Annotated in this window: 7 protein-coding genes; 4 read left to right on the forward strand and 3 right to left on the reverse strand. The window is 44.6% G+C overall.

The genetic code is table 11. The annotated features are described in order from the left end of the window. The first annotated feature begins 27 nt into the window (after positions 1-27). The 3 genes from H8K29_RS10915 to H8K29_RS10925 are packed head-to-tail and all read left to right on the forward strand — an operon-like array spanning position 28 to position 7,903. The gene (locus H8K29_RS10915; RefSeq protein WP_186897627.1) at positions 28-4,824 is read left to right on the forward strand and encodes a glycoside hydrolase family 99-like domain-containing protein; all 4,797 of its coding nucleotides are present in this window, start codon (positions 28-30) and stop codon (positions 4,822-4,824) included. Continuing rightward, positions 4,824-5,786: an NAD-dependent epimerase/dehydratase family protein gene (locus tag H8K29_RS10920; RefSeq protein ID WP_186884334.1), complete on the forward strand. Its 963-nt coding sequence runs from the start codon at positions 4,824-4,826 to the stop codon at positions 5,784-5,786. Before H8K29_RS10915 ends, H8K29_RS10920 begins: the two co-directional genes overlap by 1 nt. Positions 5,787-5,845: 59 nt before the next feature. Next, positions 5,846-7,903: an acyltransferase family protein gene (locus tag H8K29_RS10925; protein ID WP_186884335.1), complete on the forward strand. Its 2,058-nt coding sequence runs from the start codon at positions 5,846-5,848 to the stop codon at positions 7,901-7,903. A gap of 21 nt (positions 7,904-7,924) precedes the next feature. Here the strand turns inward: H8K29_RS10925 and H8K29_RS10930 are convergent, their stop codons facing one another. The 3 genes from H8K29_RS10930 to H8K29_RS10940 form a co-directional block, all read right to left on the reverse strand. Next, positions 7,925-9,610: a GspE/PulE family protein gene (locus H8K29_RS10930; RefSeq protein ID WP_186897628.1), complete on the reverse strand. Its 1,686-nt coding sequence runs from the start codon at positions 9,608-9,610 to the stop codon at positions 7,925-7,927. 164 nt (positions 9,611-9,774) lie between these two features. Further along, positions 9,775-10,320, reverse strand: a complete 546-nt coding sequence (locus tag H8K29_RS10935) for a hypothetical protein (protein WP_186897629.1) — start codon at positions 10,318-10,320, stop codon at positions 9,775-9,777. 187 nt (positions 10,321-10,507) lie between these two features. Then, entirely contained in the window at positions 10,508-12,265 is a 1,758-nt protein-coding gene (locus tag H8K29_RS10940; protein WP_186884338.1) for a hypothetical protein, read from the reverse strand. A 513-nt stretch (positions 12,266-12,778) separates the two neighbouring features. Here H8K29_RS10940 and H8K29_RS10945 point away from each other — a divergent pair. After that, positions 12,779-13,981 carry a type II secretion system F family protein gene (locus tag H8K29_RS10945; protein ID WP_186884339.1) on the forward strand — a complete coding sequence of 401 codons (1,203 nt, stop codon included), beginning with the start codon at positions 12,779-12,781 and terminating at the stop codon, positions 13,979-13,981. Positions 13,982-14,033 lie beyond the last annotated feature (52 nt).

The raw sequence follows: 14,033 nt of genomic DNA on the forward strand, positions 1-14,033 counted from the left end.
AATCTGCAAATAAGCAAATATCCGATTATGCAAGATGGCCAGATAGATTTAGTGGTAATGGAAAATCATAACAAATACAGCAGAGATGTCATTCCTGAGACGGAAGAGTCTCTTTCAAAGATCGTTGCACAAATTCACGCAAACTCTGTTGTGTTGGATATTGGTTGCTCTAGTGGAATGTTAGGGCGTTATCTGGTTTTGCAAAAAGAATGCGTGGTTGACGGCGTCGATATTGATCAAGGTGCAATAGAGGTATGTCGTCCCGTTTATCGGAAAGTTGTTATCAGAAACCTCGAAACCGATAGTATTATCGGCGATTTCGTTCATGAGTCTTATGACTACATCATTGTTGCCGATGTCATCGAGCATTTGAATAATCCGGATAAGCTTTTGACACAACTGCGTTTGCTGGTCAAGCCGCATGGTGCCATTATTTTCTCTGTACCAAATATCACCCATATTGCCGCATCTTTAGAGTTACTTACAGGGCAATTTAACTACACACAAAATGGCTTGCTTGATAACACGCATCTGAGATTTTACTCATACCAAAATCTGATCAGGAAATTAGCTGATTCTGGAATTTATCTATGGGCATTGGATACGGTTCAAAGAAATTTGACTGAAACCGAATTCGCAGACGCGCAGACCAGGCTTTTCCCTAAACAGTGGCTGGATGCGATGATTGAAAGTCGCCCGGACGCGTTGGTATACCAATGGATAGTCACGACCAAAATATATCCAAGTATGCATGCCGTACCAGATATTTCCAGATTTAAAAAAAAGCTGACCAGTCCTATTTTTACGATGGCCCTGTATTGGCAGAGCTTACAAACATCGGGGTTCAACGAAACGAACAAGCTCCCCGGATTTAAATACGATAGGGTACCCAACGAATTTGTAGTGGAGTTTCATTTTCCAGCTTTAGAAGATGAGCGTGTTAGCAAAATACGCATTGATCCTGCATCGGAAATGAAGTCAATCTGGATTAAGAATGCGTACATTACTGACGCACAGGGCAGCGTGTTGTGGCAATGGTCAGGAGCAGGTACTGATGCTGATTTGATTAACGCTTTTTGGAGTGCCGGCATCCCGGCTGAGGGTCGTATATTATTTTCGGAAAATAATGATCCTCAATGGTATCCGGATGTGCCATCCGATGTGTTAGCGAGGTTAAATAAGGGTGATAAATTTGTTTTTACTCTTTGTGACGACAGTGCCTCGATAGACACGCAACTGGAAATTATTTGGGGACACCGACTTGAATTGAGCGCAGAGGAATTAAGGCAGATGTCTTTAAAAGTGTCACAAACGGAAGACGTAGTTTGTGAGCTTGAAAAAAACAATGTACAGAAAATTCAGGAAATTAATGAACTGATACAAAGTAATGTTCGGAAAGCTCAGGAAATTACTAGTTTAATCCAAAGTGACGCTCAAAAAACTCTGGAAATTAGTGAGCTTACGCTCGTACTGAATGAAAAAGAAACTTATCTGCAATCTATCATTGATAGCAAATCTTGGAAGATTACTAAACCATTGCGTTACATCCGGCGAAAAATGAGTACATCAATAATAACAAGAATGCGCCTGTTTACATTTGGTAGTTTCAGGGTTTTCTGGCAAATACTCCCTCTGCCACTGACGTTAAAAAATAAGCTGAAAGCCGCATTGATTAAGAACTTTCCATCGCCGTTTCATCAATACAGCAAATGGATTACTACCGGCCAGCACAATACTCAGCAAGGTGACTCAGCGTCAGCTTTGTCCATTTATGAACCAGTTTCGACAGAAGTGGAAACTGTGCATTATGTCGCGCGCTTGAACTCCACACCTTTAGAAAACAAGCCAGTCAGATTAATTTGCTTTTATTTGCCACAGTTTCACGCGATCCCGCAAAATGATGTATGGTGGGGTGAAGGATTTACAGAATGGTCAAATGTCAGACCTGCACAGCCGCAGTTTCATAACCACTATCAACCTCATGTTCCAGGTGAGTTGGGCTACTATGATTTACTTGATACTGAAGTACAGCGTCGTCAGATTGAATTAGCGAAGTTGTATGGAATAGAAGGCTTTTGTTTTTATTTTTATTGGTTTGGTGGCACACGTCTTTTAGAAAAACCCGTAGAAAACTACCTGAATGATCGTTCGTTGGACTTGCCATTCTGCCTCTGTTGGGCCAATGAAAACTGGAGCCGTCGTTGGGATGGCCTTGATCACGAAGTTCTTATTGCGCAACAACACAGTCCCGAAGATGATCTTGCATTTATTGAACATGTTGCCAGGTACATGCGTGATCCGCGCTATATCCGTATCAATGGCAAACCGCTGTTGCTGGTTTATCGTCCGGGATTATTGCCTTATCCAAAAGAAACAGTAGCCCGCTGGCGCGACTGGTGTCGTCAGAACGGGATTGGCGAAATTTATCTGACGTACACGCAATCCTTTGAGGCGCTTGATCCCGCAACGTATGATTTCGATGCAGCGGTGGAATTCCCACCGAATAATTCGGCGCCGCCAGATGTGACGAATACAGTGACTCCGCTCAGCACAGATTTTGCCGGCAGGGTGTATGACGCGCGTATCTTTGCTGAAAGAAGTGAAAACTATCAACAGTCTCTCTACACCTTATTCAGAGGGGTATGCCCGTCCTGGGACAACACAGCACGCAGAAAGAATAAGGGTACGATTTTCCTGCATTCAAGCCCTTTGCTTTATCAGCGTTGGTTAGCGAATGCAATCAGGGATACCGTACAACATCGTACTAATCGCGATGAGCGGCTGATATTTGTGAATGCCTGGAATGAATGGGCGGAAGGTGCGCATCTTGAACCTGACGAGCGCTATGGTTACGCCTATTTGCAGGCGACCAGAAATGCGATCACTCGCAGTGCCTCATATCCGGGAAAATCCGTACTTCTTGTTACGCATGATTGTCATCCGCACGGAGCGCAATTTTTGATTTTAGAAACTGCAAAGCAATTGAAGGAATGCGGTTTTGATGTGACGATAATGGCTTTGGATGGAGGGAATTTGTGGGACGACTTTAATCGGGTCGGTAAAACCTTCAACATAAAAAACCGCGATTCTGAAGAGGTATATGCTTTTTTAGAAAAATTGAATGCAGTCGGAACCGTAGACGCAATTACCAATACTGTCATTTGCGGAAGCATTTTGCCTTTATTGAAACGCACAGGATTTAAAGTGTTGAGCCTGATTCACGAAATGCCAGGTGTTATTCGTGACATGAAGCAAGAGGAAAATGCCAGAACGATTGCGCAACTGGCGGACAAAGTCGTATTCCCAGCTGCGTTGGTGCATGAGCTTTTTAATGAAATTGTTCCCGTCAATCCAAATAAGATTGTTATCCGGCCACAAGGCGTATTACGCAAAAACCCATTTAAAGGCCGCCAAATAGAGGCACATAAAGAAATTTGCGAATTACACCATTTACCGTTGAATTCGCAGATTGTTTTGGCAATCGGATATCTGGATATGCGCAAAGGTGCAGATTTATTTGTCGAAGTTGCTGCAGATGTCATTCGGCGTAATCCGAACGCCGTATTTATCTGGGTAGGACATGCAGAAGCTATTTTTGAGCAAAAAGTAAAACTCAGAGTACGTGAATTAAAGCTGACGGATAAAGTGATTTTTGCCGGCTTTGTACGTGATCCTATGGCGTATTACGCCGCCGCATCTGTTTATGCACTTACTTCTCGCGAAGATCCATTTCCCAATGTTGTTTTAGAGTCGGCAGAAGTCAATGTTCCCGTTGTTGCTTTTAAAGGTGCATCCGGTACGGAAAACCTGATTTTAGAATGCGGTGGACGCCTGGCGAATTACCTCGAGTCCGGCGATTTTGCAGAGCAGGTGTGTGCGTTGCTCAGTACTCCAGCTTCAGCTACGAACAAACCGGCTTTATCGCTGAGACAGTATTCGTTCGATTTGATGCATTATCTGAATGGTTGTCCCCGTGTGTCTGTTGTTGTACCTAATTACAACTACGCACACTATTTAACTCAGCGATTGGAAACTATTTGTACGCAATCATTTCCGATTTATGAGTTGATTATTCTCGATGACAATTCCAGCGACGACAGCAAAGAAGTGGTGACGTCGTATATGCAAGCATGTCCAGTGGACAGCACGTTTGTCGTGAACCCTGAAAATTCCGGATCTGTATTTTTACAGTGGAAAAAAGGAGTGGATCTTGCTAGAGGTGATTTGATCTGGATTGCTGAGGCAGATGATCTGGCAGATAAGAAATTTCTGGAGACATTAATTCCGGCATTTTTTGACCCATCAGTGGTGCTTGCTTTTGCCCAGTCAAAGCAAATTGATGAGCATGGGAACCTTGTTGCCGAAAATTATTTGGACTATACAAAAGACATTTCAGATGATTGGAGTCGTAGCTATTGCCGCGATGGTGCCGAAGAAATTGCAAAAGCAATGAGTATAAAAAACACGATTCCAAACGTGAGTGGTGTTCTTTTCAAGCATCAGACTTTGAAAAAGGTATTTGATGAGATGGGTGACAATTTAACTCAATATAAAATTGCAGGTGACTGGCTGATTTATATCCGGGTTTTATTGGAGGGAAAAATTTATTTCAATCAGCATCCCTTGAATTTGCATCGCCGTCACACAAACAGCGCGACGAATACCTTGAAAGCCAATCTGCATCTGCAAGAAGTAATCGCCTTGCAAGAGGTCGCAAAGTCAGTAGTAACGCCGGGTCAGGACATATTAAACAAAGCCAGCCTGTATGTAGAGTATTTGCACCATCATTTTGGTTTGCCTTTAAACAAAGAGAAAAACAGTTAATGAGCTTGCCAGCACAAAAATATAAAAAAGCGTTGATACTCGGTGCTGCCGGATTTATTGGCATTAATCTTGTGAAGGAACTGGTGCACGCGGGATTTGAAGTTGTTTGTTTCGATATAGTGATATCAAAACAGTGGCCTGATGGCGTCCGGGCGATTGTGGGAGACTTTTTGCAACCACCGGCTGAACTGTTGTCTGAAATGGATCAGGCATATATTTTTCACCTAGTCAGCTCCTGTCGTCCTTCACCGAGTACCACACAAGCTGCGAATGAAGTCAGCCGGGATTTGGTCTCTACCATTAACTATCTTGAGCACACAAAAGATAAAGATGTCCGCTGGATTTTTTTATCTTCTGGCGGAACCGTTTATGGACAAAAAGATGCAGGACTTATTTCTGAGTCCAGTACGACGGATCCCATCAGCTCATACGGGCTGGTGAAGCTGTCTATCGAGCGCTATTTTGATTTGTACAGAAAATCATATGACCTCGATTTTATTGTGATCAGGCTGAGTAATCCTTACGGCCCTTGGCAAGATCCTCAGCGGGGGCAGGGGATTGTCGCTGCGCTGATATATAAGGCTCTTACGCATCAGACAATTGATATTTGGGGAGATGGTTCGATCGTCAGAGATTACATCTATATAACCGATGCAATAGACGGCATTTTGCAGGCGGGCATTCTTGGCTTATCCGGTGACATTTTTAATGTGGGGACGGGAATTGGCACGTCCATCGTTGAGTTGGTAGAAAAGATCAGCCGCAGTCTTGACATACCTATCTCCGTACAACACAGTGCTCCGAGATTTGTTGACGTGCAGAGTAATGTGCTCGATTCACGCAAATTACTATCGAAAACTTCATGGTCCGCTTCGACTAACCTTGATGTCGGTATTTCGTCGACGGCGATGTGGATGAAAAATACTTTTTTGCAGAGTCATTCATCATCTGCTGACCGCTAGCCGGATTCCGCTGGGTACATCAGCGATTTCAACTTCAGTTTGTTTTCAAATTTAATTCAATGACACTAAAAGATGTACATTTGCCACCTTTGAAATATCGGTCTGACATTGACGGATTACGGGCTATTGCTGTTATTGCCGTTGTCGTTTTTCATGCATTTCCAGATGTACTTCGTGGTGGCTTCATTGGCGTTGATATTTTTTTTGTTATTTCTGGCTATTTAATATCTACGATTATTTTTGAGAACTTAGAATCAGGAACTTTTCGTTTTTCTGATTTTTACACCCGGCGCATAAGGCGCATCTTTCCTTCGCTTCTTCTTGTGTTAGCAGCGTGTTTTGTGTTCGGATGGTTTGCTTTACTACCAGACGAATATAAACAGCTGGGTAAACACATGGCCGCTGGTGCCGGTTTCATCTCAAACATCGTTTTGCTGGGAGAAGCAGGTTACTTTGATAACGCCGCAGAGACCAAGCCTTTACTGCATTTATGGAGTCTGGGCATAGAAGAGCAGTTTTATATCGTCTGGCCGCTCCTGCTGTGGTTTGCATGGAGACGTAAGTTTAATCTCCTGACGATGACCATTTTCTTTACCATCATCTCATTTGTTTTGAATTTCAAGGGCGTCAGACAAGACGCCATCGCAACTTTCTATTCGCCACAAACACGTTTTTGGGAACTGTTATGTGGCAGTCTTCTGGCATGGCTGATGTTATATCAGAGGCAGAAATTGAGTCATATCGCCAACAACATTGATGATTTTCTTGTTGCCGTTCTTTATACAGAAAAGCAGAAAATCCAGCGACAAACTCTCGCCAATTGTTCGTCGCTTCTTGGTTTGCTATTGGTCACTTATGGCTTATTGCACATAAATAAAGAACTCCGGTTTCCCGGTGAGTGGGCATTGATACCGGTCACCGGCGCGGTGTTATTGCTTGCTGCAGGTCCTGATGCAGTCGTTAATCGAAAAATTTTATCCGCGAGATTACTTGTTTGGTTCGGTTTAATCAGCTTTCCACTGTATTTGTGGCATTGGCCGCTCTTATCTTTTGCCCGAATCGTTGAGAGTGAAGTGCCGAGCATCGAGATTCGTCTTCAAGCTGCTGTTTTATCAATAGTACTTGCTTGGCTTACTTATTTGTTGATTGAACGTCCGATGCGTTTCGGAAAATATGGCAGGGCTAAGATTATTACTCTCGTTTTTCTGATGATTGTTATCGGATATGTCGGGTTCAATACATATCAACGAGATGGATTGAAATTCAGATTGTTAAGCAGTAAAGCCCAAATTGGAAATATAAACTCTGCAGATTTGTTGAACGAATCTATCAATAACTGTCTTGCGTATTTCCCTGACTGGGATAAAGTGACTGATAACCCTTGCAGGTTCCAAAGAAAAACCAAGAATTCGATCGCAATTATTGGCGATTCCCATGCCGGTCATTTGTATGCTGGATTAAGCGAGTCCGTTGATTCTGGTGATGGAGTCATCGCTTTTGCTGCAAGTTGCGCGGCGCCGTATATAAATATTGCAAGCGCTACCAGCGACATCAATGCTCGCAAAGTCAGGGAAGGAGCTTATAAGTTAATAAATGCCGCCTACGACTTTGTCATTCGTGACCCGGACATTAAAATTGTTATTCTGGCGCATAACCCTCTTTGTTCTTCCGGAGACGTGAAAGACATGGCAAATCCCGGAAACAAGGATGAGAATCGTGTGCTGAAAGACGGGATGATAAGGACTTTTCAAGCTTTAACACAGGCGAATAAAAAAGTAGTCGTATTATTTGACAATCCTTTTCTGCCATTTGAGCCGAATTTATGTGTCAACCGGCCGTTCCGACTCACCAATAATCGGAATAAATGCTTATTCCCGCGCGAGGAATTTGACTCTCTGACGCCTTTTTCAAATTATAAGTCCGTCGTGAATTCGGTTCTGAAGGAGTTTCCGCAGATTCGTACGTATGATCTTGCCGATCCGTTTTGTGATGCTCAATATTGTTATCTCGCGAAAAACAATGCGCTACTTTACAGGGACAGAGGTCATTTAAACGACAGTGGCTCACGCTACGTTGCTCCTTACATCATGAATATGATTGGAAGCCCTAAGAAGTGAGCACACTGCGTTTATTTTTTCTCAGGCACCCGCCAAACTCAGAACCTCTTCAACAGTTGTGATGCCTTGCCATACTTTCAGCATTCCATCATCGCGTAAGGAGCGTACCTGGCTTTCCCTTAAATATTTGACGATATCCGCTTCACTCGCATGAGATAAGATCTGGTGCTGAAGTGTCGCATCAACTTCGAATAATTCGTAGATCGCAACACGTCCTGCAAAGCCGGTGTGGTTACAGGTACGGCAACCAACAGGTTGCCGTAATTGTGGTTGTTTCACTAATTTTTCTTTCCAGTGTTTGACGCCCTCAAGTAAAATACGATGTGCTTCCTGATTTATTTCGACTGGCTGAGCGCACTCTTCGCATAAGCACCGCACTAGCCGTTGTGCCATAACTCCTTTTAAGCTCGAGCCAAGTAAAAACGGCTCAATTCCCATATCCACCAGCCGAGTTACCGCACCCGCAGCACTATTCGTATGTAAAGTTGAGAATACCAGATGCCCGGTGAGTGCTGATTGCACGGCGATAGACGCTGTTTCCTGATCGCGGATCTCACCGATCAGCACCACATCGGGATCATGGCGCAGGATAGAGCGCAAGGCAGAGGCGAAAGTAAAGCCGATATCGGCATTCACCTGAATTTGCGAGATGCCTTGCAGACGATATTCGACCGGGTCTTCGACGGTGATAATTTTATTTAAACCATCGTTACCTATATCGAGAGCCGTGTAGAGCGTGGTCGTTTTACCGGAGCCAGTCGGCCCTGTCACCAGCACGATCCCGTTTGGCATCTTGATCCAGCGTTTAAATAAGGCCGCGTGATCAGGCATCATCCCCAGATCTTCGAGGTGATAAGGTTTGCGATCCTGACGCAACAGACGCATTACCACCGATTCGCCCATGGCGCTGGGTAATACCGAGACACGCACATCAAATACTTCGCTGTTGACCCGCGCGGTCATGCGGCCATCTTGCGGTAAGCGCCGTTCAGCAATATCCAGCTGTGACAGGATTTTAATACGGCAAACGGTCGCATCGAATTTATCCAAAGGAAAGCGGCTCAGATCCTGCATTACGCCATCGACCCGCAGGCGAATAGCGAATTCATATTCACCCGGTTCTACGTGAATATCCGATGCGCGCCGCGTCACAGCTTGCGATAACACGGTATTCACCAGTTCGATAATCGGGCCTTCTTCCGCCAGTTCGCGCAGATGCATGACGTCGCCGCTCATTGCCATCTTCGGCTCGCGTCGCTCCAGTGCGGCATAGAAAGCCTCAAAAGAAGAAGGGCGTATCAGTGAATATTTCAGTGAGATGGCGCTTGGAGACTTCAGCCTTAAGACTTCGCGCACATTGGCAGCGATCACTTCTTTCGCGGCACAATGAACAATATTACTGTCCTCTTGCTGCCATAAAATTAATCCTTGCGCCTGACACCAGTGGGGCAATAGACCCCATTGATTAACGGTGGTTTGAAATGCGGCTTGTGCGGCATGCAAGTCATCATCGCCGACCAATGGCATACCACTATGCAAAGCCATTTGCTGATATAAAACTTCCTCGGACAAGGCTCCCATTCTTACCAGCAATGCAGGTAGCGGGGTAAATTGTTCCTGCTGCAGTAATCTTGCGTTCTCTAGTGTTTCTGCAGGAACGACCAGGTTTTGCTCTAGAAATTGTTCAAAGGAAAGTAGCGTACTCATAACAGAATGATCGTTGATGATTAAATGGATAGGATTAAGGCAAAAGCGTTCCTGCAACAGTATCGCGCCTCGTTAACCGGTGTTGGATTTGGTGAGCAGGTATGGCGCTTGGTTGCCAAGCACGGTTGGAATAGGTTTACGATAACTTAAAGTAATAATAAAGATTATTTCGTCGCAATCTTTATGTCATTGATTGCGCTATACCATTTGCCACCAGCGCGAACCACCAGCAGTAGCTCGCTACTTTTCGTCAGTTTAACTTTGACCCGAATATCGGCCTTTGTTCTGTTAGGTATTTCCTGAGCCGCTAATACAGTCGGCTCACCTTTGGATGGCGTTGCATTGAGAAGAAGAAACAAGTCTGTCCCCGGTAATTCACTCATCAGATGCACTGACAACAGGCCTGCAGGCGCAATGGCAGGAGAATCTAAGAGCAGGTAATCAGATGTCATCAACTGCGATTTGCTGACGGAGGGTTTAAATGCCGTTAGCGCTTTATCTATGCTATCTGCTTTCAGTAGCTCAGGCATGAGACTATCCAGCGATATGGTGGGAGTGCTGCTCATTGTTTGTGCATGTGATGTTACAGAAGTCGCAGTCATGAGCAGCGCAGCGATTACTTTAGCTAAAGTGTGAACATGGCGTTTGGACATACGAAATGAGAAAAACATAAATAGATCAATTTTTGAATAGGCTTTAGCGAGCTTCAATAATGTGAAGTAGCATTAAGTTGGATTAGGCAGCGTGAACCGGCTAACAATATTGTACACCGTACTGTTACACAGATCGGATGTGAAATTAGATGGGTGAAAGCGAGAAAATGCAGAAGTAATGAGTAAATACAGGCATAAAAAAAGGGAGGCTTACGCCTCCCTTTTTAGTGACTAACTAGAGAAATTATTTTTTCAGGCCAGTTTGTGCATCTTGATCTTGGTATTGACCTTCATTGACTGGTGCACGGTCGAGTGTGCCTTCAAAATCAACACCTTGAGTAGAAGACGCTTCGATGAAGTTTTTGCTATCTGGGTTGTACAGATAGTTTTGTACGCGCAGAGAAGAAACGCCTTCTGCTGTTACACGCAGACGATCACCAGCACCATTAGCGTTTGCTGTTGGCTGAGCAGTACCCAATGTTGTGCCAGAGATTGTAGTCGGTGTGTTTGTCAACAGAGCATTGATCGCAGTTGCTGTCATGTTAGAAACAGCGCGTGGTTTCAATGTTGCGATTGGACCCCAGTTACCATAAGAACCATCAGCGTGGATCAATTGACCGTAGACTGTGGCTGTATTTGTTTCACTTGGGTTGATCAAACGCAGAACACTAGTCCAGTTACCACCAGTAGATGGTGTCGCGTAGTTACGAACATCAATCTTCACGCTGCCAGACAACGGATACAAAGCACCCGAACAAGAGTTATTTTGTTCTTGTGTGTAAGCAGTAGCAACAGCATCAGGCGCTTTGACCAAAGTTGCAACTGCATTGAATGTCGATGAAGGGATGGTGTTTGTACCAGCAGCTTGGTAGCAGACAGAAACAGCATTAGTTGCAGTTGCAGCAGGAACTGCGTATGTCAGACTTGCTGGGAGACCAGCAGTAGCTGCTGTGAATGTTATTGAACCAGCGCCACCAACGGATGTGCCGCAAACCATACCAGTGGACAAGAACAGCGTGCCGCCAGCTTGGAAGCCTTGAGATGCTGTAACGTCAACTTTAAGGAATTTCTGCTCAACTGCACCGTTAACCAGTGTTGCTGTAGCAGCAGCGCCACCAGCAGTCAAGTTAGCCAACAGGTATTGTGTTGTCGCATCAGCATCGTAGCCATTAGATGCTTGAGACAAAGACACCGTGCCCAAGTTAACCAGAGTGTTGCTCAGGAACGTATCGTAAGTGCTCGGTGTGCCCAAAACATCCGCTGCCGTACCAGCAACACCAGCAAATTTAGTGTTCAAAGATGGGTTTGATGGATCGATTTTTGCAGAGCCGTCAGCAGAAGCTGCAACTGTGACTTTGATGTTCGTTGGGAACGTGTACAAAGTACCTGTACTTGTGTTGCCAGTACGCAGGTGTTCATCAGCGATACCGTTTGTAGTACCGTCAGCGATATTTGTTGACGAAACTGAAGTAAAGTGTTTGAACGCGAATGGCAGATTTGGTACTGCATTTGTACATGGGTTAACTGCACCAACTACGCTGTACAGTTTAGTTACTGTAGATGCAGTGCCTGCTGGATCGTTGAAACGAACCGCTGGTGTTACCAAGCTACCTGTTGCTGTTGCTTTCAATACTGTAATTGTTGCATACAGTGTTTTATTGTCAGCACTGATCGCTGGAGCAGAAACTGTGTATTTAGCTGGAGCAACTGGTGCACCAGCATTGTCTACGAGGACTACAGATGCTGCATTGCCTGCAGTTTTCCATTCACCGCCGCCTGTCAGTACCAGTTGAACCTGAAATACTTGGTCATTGTTAGTTGCATCAACGTCACCAGCGAAGCGATAAGTGACTGAAGGTGCTTTGATTGCTTGTGCATCAGCAGTAATAACTTCGTGAGCGATCTGGATCGAAGAAGATTGGATTTGACCCGCGGAAGCTACGTTAGCAGCGAAAGCAGCAACCAGGCTAGCCGCCAGGATACTTAATTGTTTTTGTTTCATTTGAATAGCCTCTCTAGAAAAGACATTAGATTGTTACGTAATAAATGTACAACGTACGTTTGCTACAAGTACTTGTCATACGAGTACTCATATGACTAGCCGATGAAGATTAAAACATGTTTTTTCAATTGCAGCAAGTTTCCATGTGCAGTTATGTCGAAAATATAACTTTCTCTTCTCTCGCCAGGCATATTCCTAAGATCGACAACGATATAATACGTAGCGGCGTGATTTTGCGCTGTATTTCTTACGTTTGTACACATGTGTGTTGTGTATAAGATACAATTGAAGGTATTAAGTTTGATTGATTCTGGATTTTGACTTGCTTTCTCATTCTTTTTTAAAATGAGGCGACTTGTGAAGCAACTTTGAGTGAGTGTATGTAAGAGTTTCACTACTGTTGTATTCCGTTGTCTTATACAATCCGTGCACATTCGCTGCGCCATGCTTTTTTAGTCTGGAACGGTTTTTTTTCGCTATATATATATATGCTGAGTTTTTTAATTTTCCTTTATGCCCGAATTTCGTTATCAAGCTACTGACGCGCAAGGCGCAGTGGTGAAAGGTGTACTGACTGTAGAAGATCAGGCTGAGGCGATGACGCAATTGCAACGTCGCGGTCTAATGGTGTTTGAAATGCAGGAAGTCGCTGCTTCCCGCAGCAGTCGTATCTCTCAACCCAAGCGCGCGGGGCGCGATGCGATTCTGGTGGTACTGCAGGAACTGGCTACTTTACTGGATGCTGGTGTAACGCTGGCAGATGCGGTGGAGAATGTTGCCAGAGGATATCAGGACTCACCTTTAGGTATTGCCTTTAATAAAATCTATTCACAATTACGTGGTGGTATTGCTTTCTCTAAAGCGTTAATCGATGCTGATTTGCGCTTACCTAATTATGTTGTCGAGCTGTGCCGTGCCGGTGAATCTACTGGTAAGTTGGCGGGTTCTTTGCGTTCCGCCGCGGAACAGCTTGAATTAGAACAAAACTTCCAGCGCGAGGCGCGTAACGCACTGATTTACCCTATGGTGCTGATCGTTAGTGGTTTTCTGGCAACATTGCTGGTATTTGTCTTCGTGGTGCCGAAGTTTGCCAATATTCTGAGTAACCCTAAAGCGGATATTCCTCTGTTATCTGTGTGGGTGTTAGCAACCGGTATGTGGCTAACCAAAAATAAGTTGCTGTTGGCACTAGTCGTTGCCGGAGCCGGTATCTGTAGTTATCTGTTACTTCGTCAGGAAAAAGTGCAACAAAATCTTTGGAATCGGGCGGCAGGTTTGCCAGTCATTGGTAGTTGGATTATGCATACGGAAATGGCGCGTTGGAGTTCAATGTTCAGCGTATTGCTGCAAAACCATGTATCTATATTAGAGGCATTGGCACATGCGCAGAATGCGTTGCGAGGTGACGTCTGGCGGCAAAAAGCAGCGCTGATTCTCAGTGATGTGAGAGGTGGTAAGACTTTAGCAGAGTCACTACAATTGCATCAGTTTATTGATGCAACGGGTGTTAATCTGGTACGGGTAGGTGAGCGTTCAGGTGCGTTGGGTAAAACGACCGCGTCATTGGCCAATATGCATCGACTGCACAGCCAACAGCAGATGCGGCAATTTTTAATATTACTGGAACCCGTCACTATATTATTAGTGTCGGTTGTGTTGGGCGGGATTATGATTTCGGTCATGCTGGCGATTACCAGTTTGACGAACGTCATTTAAGAATCGCGGTCTAAGTCGTTTTTGAAAGGGTGTTATGCGTAGTTATTTTGTG

Origin of the sequence: Undibacterium sp. CY21W (genome assembly GCF_014284265.1) — a bacterium.
Taxonomy (GTDB): Bacteria; Pseudomonadota; Gammaproteobacteria; order Burkholderiales; family Burkholderiaceae_D; genus Undibacterium; species Undibacterium aquatile.